Consider the following 23,515-nt stretch of genomic DNA (forward strand, 5'->3'; position numbering starts at 1 on the left):
GATTCCCATGCTATACTTCAGTCGCTGAACCTTTCATGTGATGAACATCACACTTCTGTTGCCAAAACCCGGCAGCCAGCCCCGTCGTAAACCTTGACCTTTGGGTAAAAAAAGCGCCACAAATGTAGCGTTTCTTCCCCATAGGGTCTCTGTCATGTACACAGCCGCAATTACCGGCACTGGGGTCTTCACCCCCTCCGAAACCATCACCAATGCTGAGCTGGTCGAGGCCTATAACGCCTATGCCGACAGGATAAACGCCGAAAACGCCGAGGCCATCGCTGCAGGCAGCTTTACCGCCCTGCCGCAGTCCTCGGAGGAGTTCATCTTTAAGGCCTCTGGCATCGAACAGCGCTATGTGCTTGATAAAAAGGGTATTCTCGACCCCGAAATCATGTACCCGCAGCTGCGCCAACGTGATGATTCAGAACCCGGCATTATGGCAGAAATTGCTCTGGACGCGGCCAAAAAGGCGCTGAAACAGGCTGGAAAGACCGCCGAGGACGTTGATCTGGTGATCTGTGCCGCCTCCAATATGGAACGCGCCTACCCTGCGGTTGCCATCGAAATCCAGGACCTGTTGGGAATCAAGGGCTTTGCCTTTGACATGAATGTTGCCTGCTCCTCTGCCACCTTCGGCATTCAGACCGCCGTTGATATGATCCGCTCGGGCAGCATTCGCGCCGCCCTGGTGGTCAACCCAGAGATCTGTTCCGGCCATCTGGAGTGGCGCGACCGCGATTGCCATTTCATTTTTGGCGATGTGGCAACCGCCACCCTGGTGGAACGGATCGAGAATGCCAAAGGCGACCATTTCGAGGTGATCTCAACCCGCTGTGCCACTGAGTTCTCCAACAATATCCGCAACAATAATGGCTTTCTGCGTCGCTCGCGTCCCGATGGCGTGGAAGACCGGCGCGATATGCAGTTCATGCAGAATGGCCGCAAGGTGTTCAAGGAAGTGCTGCCTATGGTCAGCCAGCATATTGCCAACCATATGGCGGATGAAGGCATCCAGCGCGATGCGCTGAAACGGCTCTGGCTGCATCAGGCCAATAAATCCATGAATGACTTCATTGGCAAAAAGACCCTGGGGCGGACGCCTGCTGCGGATGAGCAGCCCAATATCTTGCAAGACTATGCAAATACCTCTTCTGCAGGCTCGATTATTGCCTTCTCAAAATACTCCGAAGATCTCGGCGAAGGCGATCTGGGGCTGATCTGTTCCTTTGGTGCGGGCTACTCCGTCGGGTCGGTAATTCTGCGCCGCCACAGCGCCTAAGACAGGATTGCCCGTAAACAAAAACTGCGCGCCACTGGCGCGCAGAAAACCTGCTGCAAAGCATTCAACCCTACTGGTCTAGGTGCTTTCTTCTTCGAGGTGGAGCTTCATGTCGAGCAGCACATGTTGCAGCATGACTGTTTCCCGCAGCAGCCTCTTGGCCTCATTCACTGTGATAATCCCGTCTTCGATGGCGGTTTGATACTCGCTCATCAAAAAAGCAAATCGCTGGCTCAGCGCGATCACATCGGCATTCACCCCACCGCTACGGGCGGTGTTGCTGCCATCGCTGTTGCTGCCGGCTGTGGTGCCATAGGACAGCGTGATGTTTTTCAGATCCGCCAGCGCAGAGGTCACATGCGGATAGGAGGCCTCTTTCTCCAGCTTGGCCACGGCATCAACCGGCATAAACCGGTCCGTATGTTCTGAATTGTCGGAATAATATCGTCCCAAAGTCGCCTTGGACTTACCGGTGATCTGGCAGGCTGCCTCGATCCCAACATCCTTTACCAGGGCCTCAGTATGCTTTTTCAGGTAGGTACCAATCTCTGCCATAAATTCTCACCAGCCATGCCGTGCCAAAAGGGGAAGGTCGGGAATAATTTCCCATGATGATGTTGTAAAGTATTTGCTAATATTTCACCATCCCTAAGGTTTTCAGGGATTTAGCAAGTAACGGTGGGTATATTCTGGCCCGCCAAGGTGTTTCAGAGCCAACTTAGTGAGTGGGTTTGGTTATGACACGGGATACATTTCCCCGTGCTTTTAGAGTGGGCAACGTTATTCGCCTAAGTACCCTTCCTGATGTGTCGGCATCATATGCCGACCAAGCCTTGGACAGCAGGTCCTGGGTGTCAGGGAGGGTATGACCATCGCGCGCCGCCTACAAAATCACGCCAGGAGAACGATTTGAAATCCGCTTAACACATTAATAATAAGTGACATTATTCTAAATCCTCCAGAGGTTCAGATCCTTTTGGTCTGGGATTTTCACCCTGCCAAAGTCCCCCAGCTGCAGCGGTCATCTACTATGAGATTTTCGCAATTGTCCCGCGCCTGCCTCTTGCTCCCGCTGTCTGTGACGCAGTAAAGGGACGGCATGGCAAAGCTCTATTTCAACTACTCGACCATGAACGCCGGAAAATCGGCGGTTCTGTTGCAGGCGTCTCATAACTACCGCGAAAACCACATGGATACCTATCTGCTGACGGCGCAGATCGACTCGCGTGCGGGCGAAGGGAGAATCGCTTCGCGCATTGGCATCAGCGAAGCCGCCGACACCTTTGCCCCCGGCGAAGACCTGTTTGCCAAAATCAAAGCACGTCTTGCTGAAAGTGACCTCGCCAGTATCTTTGTGGATGAAGCCCAGTTTCTGACCAGCGATCAAGTCTGGCAGCTGGCCCGGGTGGTGGACGATCTTCGGGTGCCGGTGCTGTGCTACGGGCTACGCGTGGATTTCCAGGGGCAGTTGTTTCCCGGCTCAGCTGCCCTTTTGGCGCTGGCCGATGAAATGCGCGAGGTGCGCACAATCTGCCATTGCGGCAAGAAGGCGACCATGGTGATCCGTCAGGATGCCACCGGCCGCGCCATCACCAAGGGCGATCAGGTCCAGATCGGCGGCAATGAAAGCTATGTCTCTTTGTGCCGCCGCCACTGGCGCGCCGCTGTCGCTGCTGAGAACTAGACCGCGTTTGGCAGGGGCGCTCCTGCCACAAAGGCGGCGACATTGTCCAAGGCCATATGTCCCATGTCGCTCCGCACCTCTTCGGTTGCGGTGCCCAGATGCGGCAGCAGCGTCACATTATCAAGATCCCGCAGCGCCTGCGGCACCTCTGGCTCGAACTCATAGACATCCAGGCCCGCTCCGGCGATACGCTGCTCTTGCAAGGCGGCAACCAAGGCCTGCTGCTGCACCACTTCGCCGCGCGCGATGTTGATCAGATGGGCGTGGGGCTGCATCGCTGCCAGTACCTGCTCATCCACCAGATGCCGCGTCTCTGCGCCGCCGGGGACCGCCACCACGAGAAAATCCACCGCCGCCGCCAGCTGCTGCAAATCCGGCAGTCGCGTGACAGGGAATTCTGGGGATTTGTCACTGCGCGCGGTGTAAAATACCTGCATGCCAAAACCAAAGTGGCAGCGCCGGGCAATAGCCGCACCAATGCGCCCCATGCCGATCACACCCAACGTCTTGCCGGTCACATGCTGCCCCAGCATCTGCGTCGGATGCCATCCCGGCCAGTCGCCACTGCGCACCATACGTTCGCCCTCAGCGGCGCGACGCGCAGACATCAAGAGCAGGGTCAGGGCGGTATCCGCCGTCGCATCGGTCACAGCACCTGGCGTATTGCTGACCAAAACCCCAGCAGCAGAGGCCGCCGCCACATCTATGTGGTTAAATCCAACGCCAAAATTGGCCAAAAGCCTGCACCGCGGCTCTGCAACCTCTGCAAAGACCCCAGCATCAAAGCCATCGCCCAGCGTTGGCATCACCAAATCATAGTCCCGCAGCGCGCTGACCATCTCGTCATGGCTTAGCACCGTGGTCTCCGAACGGATCACCACGTCAAACTCTGCCCGCGCCCGCGCCTCTACCGCCGCAGTCATCGGGCGGGTAATCAACAGTTTCATCGTCAATGCATCCTACCACCCAAAGGCACCGGACCATCGGGGCCGACCAGCCGGATTTCGCCAGCCTCATCCGGCAGGCCCAGCACCAGCACCTCTGACATGAATTTGCCGATCTGGCGCGGCGGAAAATTCACCACCGCCATCACCTGTTTGCCAATCAGCCCCTCCGGCGTGTAATGCGCCGTCACCTGGGCCGAGGTCTTTTTCTCGCCAATCTCGGGCCCAAAGTCGATCCAGATCTTGATCGCCGGTTTGCGCGCCTCCGGGTAGGCCTCGGCCCGGATCACCTCGCCGACGCGAATATCCACCTGCAGAAAGTCGTCAAATGTAATCTCAGCCACGGGACAGCTCCTTGGAGCGCTGGGTTGCCGCCGCCACCGCGTGGGTCAGCAGATCGGGAAAGCCGCTCTCTTCATTCATCAGCACCTCAAGCGCCGCCTGGGTGGTGCCATTGGGGCTGGTGACATTGACGCGCAGCTGGCTGGGGGTTTCCTCGGCCGCCTGCGCCAGTGCCCCGGCCCCGGCGACCGTCGCCTTGGCCAATTGCATCGCCAGATCTGCGGGCAGCCCCTGTGCTTCGCCAGCGGCGGCAAGGGTCTCAATCAAATGAAACACATAGGCCGGACCAGAGCCACTGACCCCGGTGACGGCATCCATCTGCGCCTCACTGTCCAACCGCACAGTCTGGCCAATCGCCGCCAGCAGGGCCTCAGCCATATCCAGATTTGCTGCCGAAGCATGGTCATTGCCGATGATCGCCGTGATCCCCTGACCAATGGCCGCCGGAGTATTGGGCATGGCGCGGACAATGGGGGTCTGCGCCCCCAGGGTCTCCTCAAAACTGGTGATTGATGTCCCCGCCGCAACCGAAACAAACAACGTCTCGCCATTGCCCAGCGCCTGCAATTTTGGCAGGGCGTCGCCCATCATCTGCGGTTTGACAGCAACCAGAACCAGGGCAGGCATTGCCGGCAGATCGACATTGATATGTACACCTGTGGCCTGCAGCCAGTCTGACGGGTTGGGATCCAGCACCCAGACCGAAGAGGCAGGCAACCCCCCCTTCAGCCAGCCCGCCAGCATGGCAGAGCCCATCTTGCCACAGCCCAGCAGCACCAACCCACGTGTTTCAATATCACTTGTGATCATCCGCTCACCCTTTGCCACTCAATTGTCTTCTCAGCACAGAGACTTACGCCCGACCATAGGCCTCTGCAATGGCAACCTGTATTGCCTCATGCGGGGATTTGTCTGCCCAGGTAGTAAGCTGAATCGCCGGATAGTAGCGCTCGCAATTGGACACAGCCGCATGGATCATCGCATCAACCTGCTCCGGGCTGGCAGACTGTCCACCGGCCAGAACCAACCCATAGCGATACAGCATCACCTTGTGATCAGCCCAATAGGTAAAGCCCCCCGCCCAGCATTGATCATTCATCAGATTGATCAACTCATATAGCTGCGGGATCTTGGGCGCAGGCGGTTCCATCTCGTAGCTACAAACCAGTCGCAGCGTTTCCTCATAGGCCGACCAGGCCAGGGTGAGAGAATAGGTACGCCACTGGCCTTCTACCGCCATGGCAATCTGGTCATCCCCGATACGATCAAAATCCCAGTCGTGATGGGCCGCCAGGTTTTCGACAATATCAATCGGGTGAATATCGTCGTCCAGATGAAATTCGGAAAGGGCCATGTCTCACCTCTCAGGTCTCTAGCCGTTGGGACCGATTTTGCCCCCTACAGCTAGGTTTCTGGTCAACGGACCGGGGAGCATCCCCGTCTCCATACTAGATATGGTGGCAAGGGGTGTAGACTCTGGCAACCCTTTATTTGGGGATATCTTCAATAAGTTGTGGACGAATAACTGTGGGCCGCAAGATATCGGCACTATTGCGCGCGAAATATGCTGTTTGGAGAAACTCCAGCGCCTGGTTCCAGATTACGCCACTTAACGTAACGGGCGCGGCAGGCCGGCCAATGGCCCCTACCCTGCTCTGATCGGCAGCCGCCCACCCGGTGACGCGCCGCAGCGCTTTGCACCAGCCCCCAAGCAGGTCCCGCGTGGGGACAGGCCACATCAACCGCAGGTCAACAACAAGACTGGTCAACAACAAGACTGGTCAACAACAAGACTGGTCAACACCGAAACGGAGACCTCTACAGAGACTTGTGTTTCATCTTTCTAAAAATACCTCCGCCGGAGGCAACCCAGATCTCGGCTTGATGCGGCCAACAGCTCTGAAGCGGCACAGGCAGCTTCTGCAGCAAGACAGGCACCTCCTGGTGCCCCGCAGGCCCGACTTGTCACAACACGGTCTTCTCCAGCCGGAACTATTTCAAACTGAAAGCTCCGCCGTTCTCCCGCCAGAACGCCAGGCAGGATACACAGGACTGTCAGGCTTTATTCTCAAGCGCATCCAGGCGCGCCTTCAGGGCTTCATTCTCTTCCCGTGCTTTCTGAGCCATAGCGCGCACAGCATCAAATTCCTCACGGGTGACAAAATCGTGATCCGCCAGCCAGCGGTCCATCAGGCTCTTCATCGCGGTTTCTGCCTCGTCCTTTGCACCCTGGGCCACGCCCATTGCATTGGTCATCAGCTGCGAAATGTCGTCCATGATCTTGTTTCGGCTCTGCATCATCTTCTCCGTATCACTCATTCCCCCTATATGGGGGCGCAAAGGGTCGCGGGCAAGCCGTTGACTTTCAATTGCGCGCAAAGGCATTCAGGACCACATGCAGGCCATGATCCACTTCCCCGATATTTCGCCCGAGATTTTCTCGATTCCCCTGTTTGGCATGGAGTTTGCCCTGCGTTGGTACGCTTTGGCCTATATCGCAGGCATTGTGATTGCCTGGCGCCTCGCTGTCAGCGCACTCAAATCACCTGCGCTCTGGCCGGGGCAAAAGCCACCGATGCGCCCCGAACAGGTCGAAGATCTGCTGACCTGGATCATTCTGGGGGTGATTCTCGGCGGGCGTCTAGGGTTTGTGCTGTTCTACCAGCCCGGCTACTACCTGTCGCATCCCAGCGAGATCCTGCGAATCTGGCAGGGCGGCATGGCCTTTCATGGTGGCCTGCTCGGGGTCATTGTCGCGGCCTGGGCCTATGCTCACCGCCACGGGGTTTCCAAACTGCAGATGGCTGATCTGGTGGCCTATACGGTTCCGGCCGGGCTGCTGCTGGGGCGTCTGGCCAATTTCATCAATGCCGAGCTCTGGGGCCGCCCCACCGATCTGCCCTGGGGCGTCGCCTTTCCCGGACAGGCGGCTCAGGCCTGTGGTCAGGCCCTGGGAGAGCTCTGCGCCCGCCACCCCTCGCAGCTCTATGAAGCCGCGATGGAGGGGCTGCTGCTCGGCGCGGTGCTGATCTGGCTGACCTGGCGACGCCAAAGCCTGCTGCGGCCCGGCTTGAACCTGGGCGTGTTTCTGGCCGGCTATGGCCTGGCCCGGTTTATTGTCGAATTCTTTCGCCAGCCCGATGCGCAGTTTGTCACCCCCGGCAATCCCCTGGGCCTGGCCTGGCAGCTGGGGGGCTATGGGCTCACCATGGGGCAAGCCCTTTCCGTGCCGATGATCGCGCTGGGGCTTTATTTTGCACTGCGGCGCAAACCCAGCCCGGATCCGGCCCCATGAGCACGCTAAAAGACCAGTTAATAGCCCGGATCAGCAGCGACGGCCCCATCAGCCTGGCCGACTATATGAGCGAATGCCTGCTGCACCCCGACCTGGGCTATTACACCAGCCAAACCCCCTTTGGCGCTCAGGGGGATTTCACCACCGCGCCGGAAATCAGCCAGATGTTTGGCGAGCTCATCGGCCTGTCCCTGGCCCAGTGCTGGTTGGATCAGGGCGCGCCCGCCCCCTTTACCCTGGCAGAGCTCGGCCCCGGACGCGGCACCCTGATGGCGGATCTGCTGCGGGCCACCCGCGGTGTGCCCGGCTTTCACGCAGGGCTCAGGCTGCATCTGGTTGAGGCCTCGCCCGCCCTGAAACAGCAGCAGGCACAGGCGCTGGCAGGCTATGACGTCACCTGGGTCGATAGCGTGGACGCGCTGCCACATCAGCCGCTGTTTCTGGTCGCCAATGAGTTCTTCGACGCCCTGCCCATCCGCCAATTTGTCCGCGACAGCGACGGCTGGCGCGAAAAACGTGTCGGCCTGGTTGCTAATACTCTGAGCTTTGGACTGGGACCAGAAGCGCCGCAACCTGCGTTGGAGCATCGTCTGCAGGACACCAAAGCCGATGACCTGGTCGAGCTGAGCCCGGCAACCGCCCCCATCACCGCCGCTTTGGCCCAGCGCATTGCCAGCCAGGGCGGCGGCGCCTTGATCATCGACTACGGCGATTGGCGCTCTTTGGGCGATACTCTACAGGCGCTGAAAGCCCATGCGCCCATCGACCCGCTGCAAACCCCCGGCGAGGCAGACCTGACCGCCCATGTTGATTTTGAGGTGCTCTGCTCTGTCGCGGCAGGAGCGGGCTGCACCTATAGCAAACTTACCCCGCAGGGCGTGTTTCTGGAACGGCTCGGCATCACCGATCGCGCCCGCGCGCTGGCCGCAGGGCTGGAGGGCGCGGCGCTGGAAAGCCTGATCGCGGCACATCGACGGTTGACGCATCCGACGGAAATGGGAAACCTGTTCAAAGTACTGGGTCTGACCCCGGCCAATATCGCCCCACCACCAGGATTAAATGCATGACGCTGGAAATACTCACCTCTGAGCTGTTGGATACTGTGCACCACGGGTTTTTCACCCGTCGCGGCGGTGCCTCCTCGGGAATTTTTCAGGGGTTGAACTGCGGCGTTGGCTCCAGCGACCAACGTGGGGCAGTGACGCTCAACCGCGCCCGTGTCGCCGAGGCAATGAATGTGGCCCCCACGGCGCTGGTTGGCGTGCATCAAATTCATTCCCCGGATGTGGCCGTCATCACCGGCCCCACCGCAGCGCGCCCCCGCGCTGACGCAATGGTCACAAACACCCCCGGTGTGGCGCTGGGTATTCTGACAGCAGATTGCCAGCCCGTGCTGTTTGCCGACGCAGAGGCCGGGGTCATTGGCGCCGCCCATGCCGGCTGGCGCGGGGCGCTTGACGGGGTGTTGGAGGCAACATTGCAGGCGATGGAGGGTCTGGGCGCAGACCGGGCCAAGACCTGCGCGGTCATTGGCCCCTCGATCTCGCAACGCGCCTATGAGGTCGGCCCTGAGTTCTTTGACGATTTTCTGCAAAAAGACCCGGATCATAGCCGTTTCTTTGCCCAGGGCCGGGAGGGGCGCTATCAGTTTGACCTGCCTGGCCTGGGGCTGCACCTGCTGCGCCAGGCGGGCATTGGTCAGGCCGAATGGACACGCCACTGTACCTATAGCAATGCAGAGCTGTTTTACTCCTACCGCCGCACCACCCATGCTGGGGAAGCCGACTACGGAAGGTTAATATCCTGCATCACCCTGTGAGGGCAGATCTGGGCAGTGCTGCGCCATTTCTGCCCAAATCCCCCGGTTTTCCAGCCGGGATTATCCTAAAAGCGCCAAGAATTTTATATAAAACATAATGACTTGACGCCGCGCACGCCTGACCTGCGTCTGGTGCGGCTCTGCCTGGCGGGCAGTCACACAATTCCACCGATGAGCCACATTCTGGGCGTAATGATTACCGATAAAGGGACCAACAGAGCCGCGACAGCACCGCTCATCCCAGGTAGGAGACGCCCAATGAAAGCCAGAGAACGGTTTTTGAAATCGGTAATTTCGACTGCAAAATCAGAGACTACGAAAATGCCCTGGAGCCGAGGATCGGTCCGTGAGGCGCATCTGGTCCAGCGTCGAACATCGCAAAAAGACCTGCCTGCTGCAGCGCGGTTGAAACGCGCCTAAGCGCGGATTCCTGTGGCCAAAGATCCGCGCAGACCAAGTCAGACTGTCTCATGGAATTTTATATGAGCCCGCTGCAGCCCCCGGATCCCGCCAAGGCCCTCCGTTTGCGGTGACCCTTTTTTAGTCAATACCCGCCACAGTCTTTACGGAACCAACCTCCAGGTCAGCTCCCTTGCAGCACCTTCTGGGCCGTTGAGACATTACATACAAGGCACCGTCGTGCACATTTTTACGATGCAGAACACAGCGCACTTCTCTGGCCAGTTTCAGGCCCCCATCCCTGGCCTGCCTCCCCGGCGCCAGGTCTCTCCATTTTCTGCCGATGGAGGGCGCGCGCCCCTGACGTGTTTTGCCAGAAAGGTCTTAAGCCAATGACACTTCCGCATTCCCTGCAACAAGCCGCTGCCAAGGCCGCAGAAAGCAGCGCACTTTTGCAAGATCCTGCCGCGCTGCGCCTGCCCAACAAACCGCAGTTGCGGCGCTATGAGGTCAGCAGCCTGCTGCCCAATGGCGGCATCGCTGAGACCCGCCACATCGCCCCCGCCCTGCCGATCTTTGAGGATGCTTTTTGCGCCTTTACACGGGGCTCTCTGGTGGAAACCACGCAAGGGCCCATTGCGGTTGAAGACCTGCTGCCCGGCGACGAAATCCTCACCCAGGGTGGCGGCAGCCAGCCGCTGATCTGGAAAGGCTCCACCAGTCTGGTTCCTTCCCGCAGTGATGCCAAGGGGCGCTGCCATCGGCTGACCAGTTTCATGCCCGACAGTCTGGGGCTGCAAAAGCCCGCCTCCTGCGTTGTGGCCGGACCGGCGGCACGGCTGCTGCGCATGCCGCCGCAGATGCGCGGCACCACCGGCACACCGCTGCTGCTGACCCTGGCAGAAGAATTCCGCGATGGCATGAACATCTTTGAAACCGCGCCCCCCACCGTGGTGGACCTGTTCCACCTTTGTCTGCCAAAACATGCGGTGATCAAAGTCGGCGGGCTAGAGTTTGAGACCTATCACCCCGGCCCGGAGGCGCTAAAGCTGGTGAGTTATGCGATCAAGACGCTCTACTTCAATCTCTTTAGCCATGTGGATTCGCTGAGCGGATTTGGCCCACTGGCCTACGCGCGGGCAGCCGAAGCAACAGATAGCCCGCTGCGGGGCTAGTGCGCGCACTCGGGGGATGCCGGGGGAGCCTGTGCTTTTGCGCCCTAAAGCATAAAGCACCACTGCGCCGATACCAGGCTGCGGTCTGGGACCAGGTTGGGGGCTTATCCGCCCTCAGGCTTCTCGTTGCAGGCGCTCTTCCAGCACATCAAAGGGAACACCTGGTTCATCCTTGGCGCCGCGAATAACCAGCGATGTCTTGACGCTGGCCACATTGGGCGTGGTCAACAGCTCTGAGGTCAGGAAGCTCTGAAAGGTACTGAGATCTGGCGAGACACATTTCAAAATGAAATCCACCTCCCCGTTCAGCATATGACATTCGCGCACCAGCGGCCAGCTGCGGCACTGTTCCTCAAAGGCGGAAAGCTCTGCTTCGGCCTGGCTTTCCAGCCCGACCATGGCAAAAACCTGCACCTCAAAGCCCAGCTCCCGGGCGTTGACCTCTGCGTGGTAGCCGCCTATCAGGCCGGCCTCTTCCAGCGCACGGACGCGTCGCAGACAGGGCGGGGCCGAAATGCCGACCCGCTTGGCCAGTTCGACATTGGTCATGCGCCCATCGGCCTGCAATTCCGAGAGTATCTTGCGATCAATCGGATCAAGACGGGTTGTGACCATGTGTAAAGCTCCTGTCGATTTTCGTTTCTTATAGCACCGCCGCAGGGCCACGCAATATTATTTCACAGAGGCGACCTAATCTTTGCAACAGCCAGATACAAGCGCCAATAAGGGCGGCAAACGGGGCAGTGCCAAAATCGCAAAAGCGTGATCCCTGCGGGCTCCTGCCGTGCCCCTGGCGCGTCATCAGGGGTTTAAGAGCCGCAGCCCTGCCGCTATATGCTATGGCGACGGTGGCCGCAGCCACCACTTACAGCATCATGTGCAGCCTAGCTTGCAAATTTGGGGATACGAGATGAGCGACACGCGTCACACCAAGGTTCTGATCATTGGCTCCGGCCCGGCAGGCTATACCGCCGGCGTCTATGCGTCCCGCGCCATGCTGGAGCCGGTTCTGGTTCAGGGCATCGAGCCCGGCGGTCAGCTGACCACCACCACCGAGGTGGAAAACTGGCCCGGTGATAGTGAGGTGCAGGGGCCGGATTTGATGATCCGCATGCAGGACCACGCAAAGGCCATGGGCTGCGACATCATTGGCGACATCATTACTTCGTTGGACACCTCCCAGCGCCCCTTTGTGGCCAAAGGCGATAGCGGCACCACCTATACCGCTGATGCGGTGATCCTGGCCACCGGCGCCCGTGCCAAATGGCTGGGGCTGGAAACCGAAGAAAAATTCAAAGGCTTTGGCGTCTCGGCCTGCGCCACCTGCGACGGGTTCTTCTATCGCGGTCAGGAGATCGTGGTCATCGGCGGCGGCAACACCGCCGTTGAAGAAGCGCTGTTTTTGACCAACTTTGCCTCCAAGGTCACCCTGGTGCACCGCCGCGACGAGCTGCGCTCGGAAAAGATCCTGCAGGACCGCCTGTTCAAGAACAAAAAGATCGAGCCCCTGTGGTTTCATCAGCTGGAAGAAGTCTATGGCACCGACAGCCCTCTGGGCGTCGAGGGCATCAAGGTCAAAAACGTAAAGACGGGTGAAATCACCGATATCCCCTGCAAGGGCGTCTTTGTGGCCATCGGCCACGCGCCCGCCAATGAGCTGGTGAAAGACACCCTGGAGCTGCACAATGGCGGCTATGTCTCGGTTAAACCCGGCACCACTGAAACCTCGGTGCCCGGTGTCTTTGCCGCCGGTGATCTGACCGATCACAAATACCGCCAGGCGGTGACCTCAGCCGGTATGGGGTGCATGGCGGCGCTGGATGCAGAACGGTTCCTGGCCGAACAGGAAGACTAAACCCAATCCCCCAGTGAAGCCTGCGACAGGCCGGGGGACACAGCTGCGCGTTTGCTGGTCGACCAATAGCTTTTTTGGTCGACCAGAGCATCAGACCGCGGGACCGGTCTGCCCTGCCCCTTTTGCAGACTGCCAAAATACCTTGACCTGCCCAGGGAGTTCCAACACCTTGACGTGGTGCAATTGAAGGGGCCGTTCGCGTGACACATGTACTCTGGCGTGGGGATCTCATTCAACGCAGCCGCACCGTTAGCGGTGTGTTTCTGCTTACCTATGCTTTGCTGCATTTCCTGAATATTGCCGCCGGGCTGGTCTCTGCTGATTTCATGTTTCAGGTGCAGGAATTCCGTCGCCTGCTCACCGGCCACCCACCTGGCCAGATACTGTTGTTTTCCGCGCTTTTCACGCATTTCTCCCTGGCCCTGTGGCAGGTTGCCAGCCGCAGAACCCTACGGATGAGCCCGGCACAAGCACTGCAGTTGATCCTGGGGCTTTTGATCCCTCTGCAATTGATCCAGCACCTGATCTTCACCAGCTATGCATCCAGCGCCTATGGGCTAGATGACGACATGCCCTCGATCATATTATTGATGTGGAATTCCCCAGAGATCTGGCAACAGTATCTGCTGCTGCTGGTGGTCTGGGTGCATGGCTGCATTGGGCTGCATATGTGGCTGCGGATCACCGACTGGTGGTCCCGGCTGTTGCCCTACATGATCGGCCTGGCCGTTCTTGTGCCCTCTCTGGCCCTGGCCGGACTGCTGACCGAAGGCCGTCGCATCTGGTCAGTCTTTATCCGCCCCGGCAATGCCTCGGTGATCCGCGACAGTTTTAACTGGCCGAATAACACGGCTTTTGCCCGCCTATATGAGATCTATGATTTTGCCTTTTGGCTGTTCATTGCCCTGCTCAGCGCCGCCGTGCTGATCTTTTATCTGCGCCGCTTTATCCGCAAACGGAAATCCCTGCAGATCCGCTATGAAAATGGCACCCAGATCACCATCGAACACGGGCTTACCCTGCTGGAGATTTCCCAGCTCAACGGCTTGCCGCATACCTCGCTTTGTGGTGGCAAGGGGCGCTGCACCACTTGCCGGATCGAAGTGACCAAGGGGCTGGAAAACCTCGCCCCACCCAGCAGCGCCGAGGCGCGGACGCTGAAAGCGATCAAAGCCCGTGATAATGTGCGGCTGGCCTGCCAGATCAGGCCAACTGCCTCGCTGTCGATCCAGCGTGTCTACCAGGCAAAAGGACGCCGCCAGGTCCATTCAGCCCAGGGCGTGGAAAAAACCATCGCGGTCCTGTTTTTAGATATTCGCGGCTTTACCGCACGCTCGGCCGGGTTGCTGCCCTATGACATTGTCTTTCTGCTGAACCGCTTCTTTGATGCTATTGTGCCTGAAATCACCATGGCCGGAGGCACCGTCGACAAATACATGGGCGATGGGCTGTTGGCCCTGTTTGAAATGAACAGCCCGGAACAGTCGGCCCAAGCAGGTATCACTGCGGCGGGCAATATTGGCGTCGCATTGGCCCGCTTTAACATGATGCTGGCCTCAGAGGGCGAAGACCCGGTGCGTATCGGCATGGGGCTACATACCGGAACCGTTGTATTGGGGGAAATTGGCACCACCGACAACGCCCCCCGCACGTTGATCGGCTCCGCAGTAAATGCCGCCAGTCGGCTGGAGGCCAAAACCAAAGAGCTGGGGGTCGAGCTGCTGATCTCGGACTCTGTGGTGCAGGCGGCGGGCATGGTCGCGCCACAAGCGATGTTGCAGGACTTTTCCCTGCGCGGCGTCGACCATCCCGTCCGCGCCCTGCCGGTTGCACAGGCCTCCACCCTGGAACAACTGCTGTCTCCCCTCACAGATCCAGAGGCAACCACATTTGCTGTCGCAACCGACCAGGGGCGCTGACCTTCGCCTCCCCGCCCTTGCGTTGCCCCCCCAACACCAAACGCGCAAACAGGCCAAACTTATCGTTCCAAACTTTTGCCCCGGTGCGGTCCTGTGTCCCCCTCTGGGGAGCCCACCAGGAACAGCGCCCCCAGAACACCCGATAAATCAAACCAGACTGCGTTGCAGCCCTGCAACGCGGGCCGTTTGCACCAATTTGTGAGATTTTCCCCCTTTGCAGCTGCAGCAATTTATGCGATGCGTTCACGCGTGAACATACACTGATCAAGACACCATGACTGCAGCCAACTCAAATCTTACCCCGGATGAGGAAGACCTGCTCTTCCGACTCCTGCGCCAGCTGGACCTGGCGCCGGAGGCCTCGCAGCGCGCGACGGCCTCGGCTTTGGGTATGTCCCTGGGCGGGTTGAACACCCAGCTGCGCGCGGCTGCGGATGCCGGATTGATCGCAATCAGCGACCGCCCCGGCCCCGACAAACGGCAGCGCTATACCTACACATTGACCAGGGCTGGCGCCTCCGAAAAACGTCGCCTGACCGATCAATTCCTCTCCCGCAAGCTCGCTGAATACAACGCGCTTTATGCGGAACTCACTGGCACAGCCAGCGGCTTGCCTCCCATTAAACACAGGACTCATCCAATGCAGAACAATCTGGCTCCTATCCCCGAGCTCTATGTCTCTTATGACTCTGCTCAAAAGCTGAAAATTGACGCAGGCGAACTGAAAAGCCACGACCTGACACCGCGCCAGATCTGCGATCTTGAGCTTCTAATGAATGGCGGCTTCAACCCGCTCAAAGGCTTCCTGACCGAGGATGACTACAACGGCGTTGTGGAAAACATGCGGCTGGCCGATGGGTCGCTCTGGCCGATGCCGATCAACCTGGATGTCTCCGAAGAGTTTGCCGAGACCCTGGAAGTGGGCGAAGATATCGCCCTGCGCGACCAGGAAGGCGTGATCCTCGCCACCATGACCGTCACCGACCGCTGGACGCCAAACAAGGCCCGCGAGGCCGAAATGGTATTTGGCGCCGACGATGACGCACATCCCGCGGTCAACTACCTGCACAACCAGGCTGGCAGCATCTATCTGGGCGGCCCTGTCACCGGCATCCAGCAGCCGGTGCACTATGATTTCCGCGCCCGCCGCGACACCCCAAATGAGCTGCGCGCCTATTTCCGCAAACTGGGCTGGCGCAAGGTTGTCGCCTTTCAGACCCGCAACCCGCTGCACCGCGCCCACCAGGAACTGACCTTCCGCGCCGCCCGCGAAGCTCAGGCCAACCTGCTGATCCATCCGGTTGTCGGCATGACCAAGCCCGGCGACGTTGATCACTTTACCCGCGTGCGCTGCTACGAGGCCGTTCTGGACAAATACCCAGCCTCGACCACTGCGATGAGCCTGCTGAACCTGGCAATGCGTATGGCCGGCCCACGGGAAGCCGTCTGGCACGGGCTGATCCGCAAAAACCACGGTTGCACCCATTTCATCGTTGGCCGCGACCACGCCGGCCCCGGCAAAAACTCTGCCGGTGAAGATTTCTACGGCCCCTATGATGCGCAGGAACTCTTCCGCACCCATCAAGAAGAAATGGGCATCGAAATGGTCGATTTCAAACATATGGTTTGGGTATCGGAACGCGCGCAGTATGAGGCCATCGACGAGATCGAAGACAAGGATGATGTGACCATCCTCAACATCTCGGGCACCGAACTGCGCCGCCGTCTGGCCGAAGGTTTGGAAATCCCCGAGTGGTTCTCCTTCCCCGAGGTGGTCAAAGAACTGCGCCGCACCAAGCCACCGCGCTCCAAGCAGGGCTTCACCGTTTTCCTGACCGGGTTGTCTGGGTCGGGTAAATCCACCATCGCCAACGCGCTGATGGTCAAGCTGATGGAAATGGGTGGTCGTCCGGTGACCTTGCTGGATGGGGATATCGTGCGTAAAAACCTCAGCTCCGAGCTGGGCTTCTCCAAAGAGCACCGCGATCTCAACATCCGCCGCATCGGTTATGTCGCGTCGGAAATCACCAAGAACGGCGGTATCGCCATCTGTGCGCCCATTGCCCCCTATGCAACCACCCGCCGCGCCGTGCGCGAAGACGTGGAAGCCTTTGGCGCCTTTGTTGAAGTGCATGTCGCCACCTCGCTGGAAGAATGCGAGCGCCGCGACCGCAAGGGTCTGTATAAGCTGGCTCGCGAAGGCAAGATCAAAGAGTTCACCGGGATCTCCGACCCCTATGATGTGCCAGTCAACCCAGAGCTGAGCGTAGAAACCGAAAATGTTGATGTGGACAACTGCGCCCATCAGGTTCTGCTCAAGTTGGAAAACATGGGGCTGATCGCAGGCTAAGCCGCCTGCCCGAACTGCCAACCCGAGCAGCCTGGGCAATCGCCCTGAACAGATAAACGGCCCGTCCTTCCCAAGGACGGGCCGTTTATTTGTCAGTCTCAGTCTCACCGTGGTTTTCCGCGATTACGGCGCGCCCCGGCGGACCTGAGTAAACTTCAGTTAATTGCGAAAGCCCTGCCTGAAACAGACCGCAGCTACAGACTGTCACGCAGGGCACGGGCGGCGCGCAACGACAGGTCGCCATAGTCTGCTGCGGCCTGTTTCAGGCGCCGCAAAGCAGGCAATCGCCGGGCATAGTCCTCTGGGCCGATCTGCTGAAACGCAGCCTCGAACTCCGCTTGGTTGCGGCAAAGAATGATTCCCTCGCCCTCAAAGAAATCACTGATATTCGGACAGCCCCAATACAGCGGCACCGTTTCACAAAGAATCGCATCAATCAGTTTTTCCGTGAAGCAGTTTTGCTCGCGCACATTTTCGATCACCACGGAATAGCGATAAGGTGCCAGCCCTTCCGATTTATCCTCAAAGGCCTTGTAGCCACGGCCCAGAATCTCCGCCTCGGGCATCTGCGCCTGCAGGTAGGCCACAATCTGATGGCGCAGCTTATGGCCAGGGTGATCATTCTTGGCCGACGCGATCAGCGACAACTCTTTGGTTTTGGCGATCTGCAGCTCTTGCCACTCCGGCACCCAGGTGGTGCCAAAGGGCAGCATCAGCCCATTTGGCAACCGCGCCAAGAGCTGGGGGTCATAGGTAAAGACACGGAAAAAGCGCCGCGCACTTAGCCGCAATATGCGGTGGTGATCCGCAGACATGATCTTGGGTTCTGCCACAATCATCGAAATCCGCGCCGGGCAGCAGCGATGCGACTGGATATGCATGGCCCGCTTGGCAAAGACGATCAGGTGATCCTGCGGCGCCATGTGTTTGACCTGTTTTCCAACCAGCCGATCAGGGCAGCCCAAAGGCCACTCCATCTCGCTGAGCGGGCGTTCGGCCAGGGCTTTGCCCAGTTTGCCACCATAGGGCATCACTGCAATCGCCGGCGGCGCGACATGGGCTGTCTCTGGGCCTGTCATAGTCATCGGTTCCCGTCAGTTCAGGATCTGAGATCAGGTTTGATCCGGCAGGTCAACAGAGCCGCGCATCAAAACGAAGCCGGTGCCGGACACCTTTATGCCCTGCAAGGCATCACAAGGGCCCAGCCGGGTGACCCGCGCCATGCCCGGTCGCCCCATTCCGTGGCCCTGTTCCGCAACAAAACTGTCCTGTTGCATAAGGCCATTGCGCCACAGATAGGCCGCCATCGCCCCGGTAGCAGAGCCGGTAAAGGGATCTTCGGGCGGGCTGGGCGGCGCCATCAACAGCCGCGAATAGGTATCCCCCAAATCGGTTGCCCCCTGCAGGGTCACCAGAAACGGCTCCATCATATCAATGCCATCCGCCCCCAGCGCCTGGCCCAGCCTGGCCAGCGCCGGAAGATCAAGCTGCGCCTGCGCCAAGGCGGTCTGATCTTTGAGCACCGTTATGCAGAAGGGCAATCCGGTTGATACCTTTTGCGGCGCGCCCAAAATCGCCTCAACCGGCAATGAAATTGCCGCTGCCACCAGAGCGGGATCAGGTTTTGGCCCGAACTCTGGCGCAATCTGGGTCATTTCAATCTGATCGCCCGCAATGGTCACCGGCACGATGCCGGCGCCGGTCTCCAGCCGGATCTGACCCTCGCCAATCAACCCACGGTCACGCATCGCGGCCACGGTGGCAATTGTGGGGTGACCCGCAAAGGGGATCTCGCGGCTGGCAAGAAAATAGCGCACCCGAATGTCGGCCAGATCAGACGGGCCGGTAAATGTACATTCAACCAAAGACGTTTCACGCACATAGGCAGTGCAGGTCTCCACTGGCAAATGGGCGCCACCATGTACAACAGCGCAGCCATTGCCGCCAAAGGCCCGGTCCGAAAAGGCATCGACCCAGTCAAAATCAAATCTGCTCATCGAGCCGCCCCTATCTGCTTGATTCATTTGCGGGAAGCCTAGCCAAGATTGGGCTGAGGTTAAACCTCCCGCAAGAGCCAAGCCAATCGCCCGGGATCAGCTCAGTTCAGGCACGACAGTCGCGATCTGCGCCTTAGTGCACCGCAACCGGCGAGAAATCGTTTTGCCGGGCCAGAACAAAGGCCAGCTTGCGGTCGGTCACCACGGCGAGCTGTTCACCTTCGGCATCATGCACCGCATAAAGCTGTTCGCGACCTTCGGCACTGGCCTGCATGTCTTTTGGCAGATCACCAACGGCAACCGTTTTTACATAGACAATGCGCGCGCCAGACGCGTCGGAAGTAGAGTTGTCAAAAGGAGTATGCATGTTTCTTAACCCTTCTTGATATTGATTGTCTGAACCACGGTTTCCGGACGCGATCGCGTAAGATCCACGTGCAAAAGCCCGTTTTCCATCACGGCCTCGCCAACGTCGACCCCATCGGCCAGCACAAACATGCGCTGAAACTGCCGGGCAGCGATTCCACGGTGCAGGAAGACCCGCCCGTCACTGTCTTCGCCCTGACGGCCCCGGATCACCAACTGGCGATCCTCAACTGTTATGGCCAGGTCCTGCTCGGCAAAGCCAGCCACCGCGAGGGTGATGCGATAAGAAAAGTCGGAAGTTTGTTCAATGTTGTAAGGCGGATAGCCTTCGTTACCGGATTTGGCTGAGCGTTCCAGAAGGCGTTCCAACTGCTCAAACCCCAGCATATGCGGGTAAGACCCCAGAGTGAGTTTCGACACGTGTATCGTCCTTTTGCTTCAAAGCGACGTTAATCAGCAGTCCCATGGCGGCAACTGCTTGCATAGAATATGGTAAGTTCTCTCGAATTCTCAAGACTATGGCGACAAGGTCTAGCGGAAAAGACGTTAAAGAAGTATCTTGTCCTCTACCCGAGCCCTTCTGTATTTTGAGTCGCCAATGAATGAATCAGCCGATATTTCCATGAAAACCGATGAGGTTCTCAAAGTGGAGCTGGAAGTGTTTCGCAGGCAGCACCGGGATCTGGACGAGGCAATCACCGCACTGCAAGAGCGCGGCACCAGCGATCAGCTGACGATACGGCGACTGAAAAAGCAAAAGCTGGGGCTGAAGGATAAAATTTCCCAAATCGAAGACCGGCTGACCCCTGATATTATTGCCTAACCCTCCCCCGTACTATCGCGATACCCCGCCTGATTGGCCCCGCCAAGCCAGCTCTCCCGCGTGGCGGCAGTGGCGGCAAAGCCACCCCACACGCCCCTTGGGCCCGGCAGCGCGCCTGTCGGCGCGCTGCCTTGGCGCGATTATTCATCGCGCCGCACCGCGCAACGCGCGGTGCCATGCCCAACCGGGCATATGGCAGCTTGCTGCCATTTTGCCTGGGCGGGAGCCCCCCTTTTTTCTTGTTTCTTGCCCAAACGGGAGCGCCCCTTCTTCCCCAGGCATTAGCGCCACCTTGGCGCACTATCAGAACCTTAATCAAAAGCCCGAAACGCGCAGCCCCCACTCGTAGCATTGTCGCATTGCACCACAGGCAAGTTTGACTATAGTGCGGCTTCCTTCCACCCCAGCAGCTCTCCACCGTGGAGACTGCGGCATGACAGGACAGATCACATGCCAAACACCCCCAGCGACATCAAAGTGGGCATCATCATGGGCAGCCAATCTGATTGGCCAACAATGAAAGAAGCCGCCACGCTCCTGGATGAGCTCGCCGTTCCCTATGAAGCCAAGATCGTCTCGGCCCACCGCACCCCTGACCGGCTGTGGTCCTACGGCAAATCGGCAGCGGAGCGCGGCTTGCAGGTGATCATCGCTGGTGCTGGCGGCGCAGCCCATCTGCCGGGTATGGTGGCTTCCAAAACACGCGTGCCGGTTGTGGGCGTGCCGGTTCAGACCCGGGCGCTCTCCGGTGTCGACTCGCTTTATTCCATCGTCCAGATGCCCAAGGGCTTCCCCGTTGCCACCATGGCCATTGGCGCCGCCGGGGCTGCCAATGCCGGGCTCATGGCCGCCGGTATCCTGGCCCTGCAGGACCCCGCCCTCGCCGAGCGTCTGGACGCCTGGCGCGCGGCGCTGTCTGCCTCGATCCCTGAGGAGCCCATCGATGACTGATGCACTGAAACCCGGTGCCACCATCGGCATCCTGGGCGGCGGGCAACTGGGCCGCATGCTGTCGGTTGCGGCCTCCCGCCTTGGCTTTAAGACCCATATCTTTGACCCCGGCGCCAATCCCCCCGCTGGCCAGGTGGCAGACCAGGTCACCACCGCCGGCTATGAGGACAGCGCCGCCCTGCTAGCTTTTGCCAATGCAGTCGATGTGATCACCTATGAGTTTGAAAACATCCCCACCGCGGCCCTGGACATTATCGAGTCCCATGGCCCCATTCGCCCCGGCCGCGAGGCCCTGCGGATTTCACAGGACCGCCTGACCGAAAAGACCTTCCTGCAAGGCCTAGACCTGCACATCGCCCCCTTCGCCGATATCACCGATGCCGCCAGCCTAGAGGCTGCCCTTGCCGAGATTGGCACCCCTGCGATCCTGAAAACCCGGCGTTTTGGCTACGATGGCAAGGGCCAGGCCCGCATCATGTCGCCAGATCAGGCCGATGAGGCCCTCAACGCCATGGCAGGTGCGCCGTCGGTGCTGGAGGGCTTTGTCAATTTCAGCCATGAAGTGTCAGTTATTGCGGCCCGTGGCATCACCGGCGAGGTTGCCTGCTATGACCCCGGTGAAAACGTCCACCGCGACGGCATTTTGCACACCACCACAGTGCCGGCCCGCCTCAGCGCCAGCCAGCGCATGGATGCGGTTCTGTTGGCGGCCAAAGTGCTGAACGCGCTTGATTATGTTGGCGTTCTTGGGGTTGAGCTGTTTGTCACTCCACAGGGGCTGGTGGTGAATGAGATCGCCCCACGCGTCCACAACTCAGGCCACTGGACTCAAAATGGCTGCGCCGTTGACCAGTTTGAACAGCACATCCGCGCGGTAGCAGGCTGGCCCCTGGGCGATGGACAGCGCCATTCGGACGTGGTGATGGAAAACCTCATCGGTGACGATATGGACCGCCTGCCCGAGCTAGCCAAAGAGCGCGACTGCGCCCTGCATCTTTATGGCAAGGCCGAAGCCAAGCCCGGCCGTAAGATGGCCCATGTAAACCGGATTACCCGGCCACAGAAATAATCTGCATACACAGCACAAACCTCAAGTGTCCGCCCTGATCTAAGAGCGGGCACTTTTGTTACCTTCTCCAGGGCTTTCCTCCCCCTTCACCCCATGAACCGGGTGGCAATTTCGCCGGACATATAGCTCACCCGCCCGCCGGACAGGGTGGCAGCAACCCGTTCGCTCGCCTTGTCGAGGATCACCATATCGGCGCGTTTCCCGGGCGCAAAATCGCCGCGATCCGCCAGCCCCAACAGACCTGCCGGACCAGAGGATACCAGCCCCCAGGCCGCAGACAGATCCAACAGGCCCGCGCGTGCCAGCATCAGCGCGGCGCGGCGCGGGCTGGGATAGTGATAATCCGAGGCCAGCGCATCACACAGCCCCATGGCAATCAGATCCAGCGCCGAGGCATTGCCCTTGTGCGAACCGCCCCGCACCACATTGGGCGCGCCCAAAATAATGTGATCCCCCCCTGCCCGCGCCGCTTCGGCGGCCTCCAGCGTTTCGGGGAATTCGCTGATCTCAGCCCCGCGCGCCCGCCAAGTGGCGCGATCAACTGCTGTTTGATCGTCATGGCTGCCAATGCGCAGCCCTGCGCTGCGCAGCTGTATGCACAGTGCATCAAGTGCAGCAGGCACTTCGGCACTACGGCCATGCATATCCAGCAGCATTTCAAAATGCCTGTCGGGATTGCGCCCGGCCTTGAGCGCCTGGCCGGTCAGCCGAGGTGGCTTTTTGCCCTGGGCCAGACGGTCATGGGGCAGATGATCGTTAAAGACGATATAAGACAGACCCCATTTCGCGATCAACTCTGGCAGCGCGGCGTAGTCGTCCAACATATGGGTTTCAAACCTGAGCTGCGGCAGCAGATCCGTCACCAGATCTGCGCGCACCTCCGCCACGGCATCAAAAACCTGGCCGGCATAGTCCGGGCCGCGCAAGCCCCCCTCCCAGCTGTAAAACTGCGCCAAAACGGCAGTGGTGATGCCATTGGCGGCCAGCTCTGCTTCGGTGGCGACCACCCCTTCGGCCATTTGTTTCATCGCCCCACGCCGGGGCGCCAGATGCCGTTCAAACCCATCCCCATGGGGATCAATTATACCCGGCAGCACCAGATACCCGGTCAGATCCACCCGGCGCCCGCAGGGCTGCGCGGTAATTGCGCCACCCGAAAGCGCAATTTCCCCCGCCTGGTCCAGCCCCGCTGGTGTCAGCACATCCGCCCCCTGAAGGGTCAATTCTAGCATCGTCATTGGCATT

The 23,515-nt window shown here is 59.4% G+C and carries 25 protein-coding genes; 13 read left to right on the forward strand and 12 right to left on the reverse strand.

Annotated elements, in window-relative coordinates; all coding sequences use genetic code 11:
* Positions 1–154: 154 nt before the first annotated feature.
* On the forward strand, positions 155–1,282 hold the full coding sequence (locus N1037_16220; protein ID UWS78799.1) for a beta-ketoacyl-ACP synthase III: 1,128 nt from the start codon (positions 155–157) through the stop codon (positions 1,280–1,282).
* A 78-nt stretch (positions 1,283–1,360) separates the two neighbouring features.
* Here the strand turns inward: N1037_16220 and N1037_16225 are convergent, their stop codons facing one another.
* Complete coding sequence (locus N1037_16225; protein UWS78800.1) at positions 1,361–1,837, reverse strand: hypothetical protein; 477 nt, start codon at positions 1,835–1,837, stop codon at positions 1,361–1,363.
* A 544-nt stretch (positions 1,838–2,381) separates the two neighbouring features.
* Between N1037_16225 and N1037_16230 the strand changes: the two genes are divergently transcribed.
* Entirely contained in the window at positions 2,382–2,966 is a 585-nt protein-coding gene (locus N1037_16230) for a thymidine kinase (protein ID UWS78801.1), read from the forward strand.
* Here the strand turns inward: N1037_16230 and N1037_16235 are convergent.
* The 5 genes from N1037_16235 to N1037_16255 all read right to left on the reverse strand — a co-directional run bounded on the left by N1037_16235 (position 2,963) and on the right by N1037_16255 (position 6,550).
* Entirely contained in the window at positions 2,963–3,913 is a 951-nt protein-coding gene (locus N1037_16235) for a D-glycerate dehydrogenase (protein ID UWS78802.1), read from the reverse strand. The two genes, N1037_16230 and N1037_16235, sit on opposite strands and share 4 nt — an antisense overlap.
* A 2-nt stretch (positions 3,914–3,915) precedes the next feature.
* On the reverse strand, positions 3,916–4,254 hold the full coding sequence (locus N1037_16240) for a tRNA-binding protein (protein ID UWS78803.1): 339 nt from the start codon (positions 4,252–4,254) through the stop codon (positions 3,916–3,918).
* Complete coding sequence (gene proC, locus N1037_16245) at positions 4,247–5,062, reverse strand: pyrroline-5-carboxylate reductase (protein ID UWS78804.1); 816 nt, start codon at positions 5,060–5,062, stop codon at positions 4,247–4,249. Before proC ends, N1037_16240 begins: the two co-directional genes overlap by 8 nt.
* Before the next feature lie 43 nt (positions 5,063–5,105).
* Entirely contained in the window at positions 5,106–5,606 is a 501-nt protein-coding gene (locus N1037_16250; protein ID UWS78805.1) for a YbjN domain-containing protein, read from the reverse strand.
* Positions 5,607–6,307: 701 nt separating this feature from the next.
* A complete protein-coding gene (locus N1037_16255; GenBank protein UWS81380.1) occupies positions 6,308–6,550 on the reverse strand; it encodes an accessory factor UbiK family protein in 243 nt (80 codons plus the stop codon).
* A 97-nt stretch (positions 6,551–6,647) separates the two neighbouring features.
* On the opposite strand from N1037_16255, the gene lgt reads away from it, so the two are divergent.
* The 5 genes from lgt to N1037_16280 all read left to right on the forward strand — a co-directional run bounded on the left by lgt (position 6,648) and on the right by N1037_16280 (position 10,940).
* On the forward strand, positions 6,648–7,547 hold the full coding sequence (lgt, locus tag N1037_16260) for a prolipoprotein diacylglyceryl transferase (GenBank protein ID UWS78806.1): 900 nt from the start codon (positions 6,648–6,650) through the stop codon (positions 7,545–7,547).
* Positions 7,544–8,614 (forward strand): SAM-dependent methyltransferase, encoded by a 1,071-nt coding sequence (locus N1037_16265; protein UWS78807.1) that lies wholly within the window; start codon positions 7,544–7,546, stop codon positions 8,612–8,614. The genes lgt and N1037_16265 overlap by 4 nt, the downstream gene beginning before the upstream one ends.
* Entirely contained in the window at positions 8,611–9,366 is a 756-nt protein-coding gene (gene pgeF, locus N1037_16270) for a peptidoglycan editing factor PgeF (protein ID UWS78808.1), read from the forward strand. Before N1037_16265 ends, pgeF begins: the two co-directional genes overlap by 4 nt.
* Positions 9,367–9,624: 258 nt before the next feature.
* Complete coding sequence (locus N1037_16275) at positions 9,625–9,786, forward strand: hypothetical protein (GenBank protein ID UWS78809.1); 162 nt, start codon at positions 9,625–9,627, stop codon at positions 9,784–9,786.
* Positions 9,787–10,157: 371 nt separating this feature from the next.
* Positions 10,158–10,940 (forward strand): Hint domain-containing protein, encoded by a 783-nt coding sequence (locus tag N1037_16280; GenBank protein ID UWS78810.1) that lies wholly within the window; start codon positions 10,158–10,160, stop codon positions 10,938–10,940.
* Positions 10,941–11,054: 114 nt separating this feature from the next.
* Here N1037_16280 and N1037_16285 read toward each other — a convergent pair whose 3' ends face one another.
* On the reverse strand, positions 11,055–11,555 hold the full coding sequence (locus tag N1037_16285; GenBank protein ID UWS78811.1) for an Lrp/AsnC family transcriptional regulator: 501 nt from the start codon (positions 11,553–11,555) through the stop codon (positions 11,055–11,057).
* A 295-nt stretch (positions 11,556–11,850) separates the two neighbouring features.
* Between N1037_16285 and trxB the strand changes: the two genes are divergently transcribed.
* From trxB to N1037_16300, 3 genes are all read left to right on the forward strand, one after another.
* Positions 11,851–12,795: a thioredoxin-disulfide reductase gene (gene trxB, locus N1037_16290; protein ID UWS78812.1), complete on the forward strand. Its 945-nt coding sequence runs from the start codon at positions 11,851–11,853 to the stop codon at positions 12,793–12,795.
* Between the two features lie 200 nt (positions 12,796–12,995).
* A complete protein-coding gene (locus N1037_16295) occupies positions 12,996–14,714 on the forward strand; it encodes an adenylate/guanylate cyclase domain-containing protein (protein UWS78813.1) in 1,719 nt (572 codons plus the stop codon).
* 274 nt (positions 14,715–14,988) lie between these two features.
* Positions 14,989–17,064 carry a bifunctional sulfate adenylyltransferase/adenylylsulfate kinase gene (locus tag N1037_16300; GenBank protein UWS78814.1) on the forward strand — a complete coding sequence of 692 codons (2,076 nt, stop codon included), beginning with the start codon at positions 14,989–14,991 and terminating at the stop codon, positions 17,062–17,064.
* A 194-nt stretch (positions 17,065–17,258) separates the two neighbouring features.
* On the opposite strand, the gene N1037_16305 is transcribed toward N1037_16300, so the two are convergent.
* From N1037_16305 to N1037_16320, 4 genes are all read right to left on the reverse strand, one after another.
* Positions 17,259–18,143, reverse strand: a complete 885-nt coding sequence (locus N1037_16305; GenBank protein UWS78815.1) for a hypothetical protein — start codon at positions 18,141–18,143, stop codon at positions 17,259–17,261.
* Positions 18,144–18,176: 33 nt separating this feature from the next.
* Complete coding sequence (locus N1037_16310) at positions 18,177–19,061, reverse strand: PhzF family phenazine biosynthesis protein (protein UWS78816.1); 885 nt, start codon at positions 19,059–19,061, stop codon at positions 18,177–18,179.
* Between the two features lie 133 nt (positions 19,062–19,194).
* The gene (locus tag N1037_16315; protein UWS78817.1) at positions 19,195–19,428 is read right to left on the reverse strand and encodes a DUF1150 domain-containing protein; all 234 of its coding nucleotides are present in this window, start codon (positions 19,426–19,428) and stop codon (positions 19,195–19,197) included.
* 5 nt (positions 19,429–19,433) lie between these two features.
* Positions 19,434–19,847: an Hsp20 family protein gene (locus N1037_16320; protein UWS78818.1), complete on the reverse strand. Its 414-nt coding sequence runs from the start codon at positions 19,845–19,847 to the stop codon at positions 19,434–19,436.
* Between the two features lie 178 nt (positions 19,848–20,025).
* Between N1037_16320 and N1037_16325 the strand changes: the two genes are divergently transcribed.
* From N1037_16325 to N1037_16335, 3 genes are all read left to right on the forward strand, one after another.
* Positions 20,026–20,250, forward strand: coding sequence for a DUF465 domain-containing protein (locus tag N1037_16325; GenBank protein ID UWS78819.1), 225 nt, complete (start codon positions 20,026–20,028; stop codon positions 20,248–20,250).
* A gap of 450 nt (positions 20,251–20,700) precedes the next feature.
* Positions 20,701–21,201: a 5-(carboxyamino)imidazole ribonucleotide mutase gene (purE, locus tag N1037_16330; GenBank protein ID UWS78820.1), complete on the forward strand. Its 501-nt coding sequence runs from the start codon at positions 20,701–20,703 to the stop codon at positions 21,199–21,201.
* Positions 21,194–22,270, forward strand: a complete 1,077-nt coding sequence (locus N1037_16335; GenBank protein UWS78821.1) for a 5-(carboxyamino)imidazole ribonucleotide synthase — start codon at positions 21,194–21,196, stop codon at positions 22,268–22,270. Before purE ends, N1037_16335 begins: the two co-directional genes overlap by 8 nt.
* 86 nt (positions 22,271–22,356) lie before the next feature.
* Here N1037_16335 and N1037_16340 read toward each other — a convergent pair whose 3' ends face one another.
* Positions 22,357–23,508, reverse strand: coding sequence for an alpha-D-ribose 1-methylphosphonate 5-triphosphate diphosphatase (locus N1037_16340; protein ID UWS78822.1), 1,152 nt, complete (start codon positions 23,506–23,508; stop codon positions 22,357–22,359).
* Between the last annotated feature and the right edge of the window lie 7 nt (positions 23,509–23,515).

Origin of the sequence: Phaeobacter sp. G2, assembly GCA_025163595.1 — a bacterium.
Classification (GTDB): domain Bacteria; phylum Pseudomonadota; class Alphaproteobacteria; order Rhodobacterales; family Rhodobacteraceae; genus Pseudophaeobacter.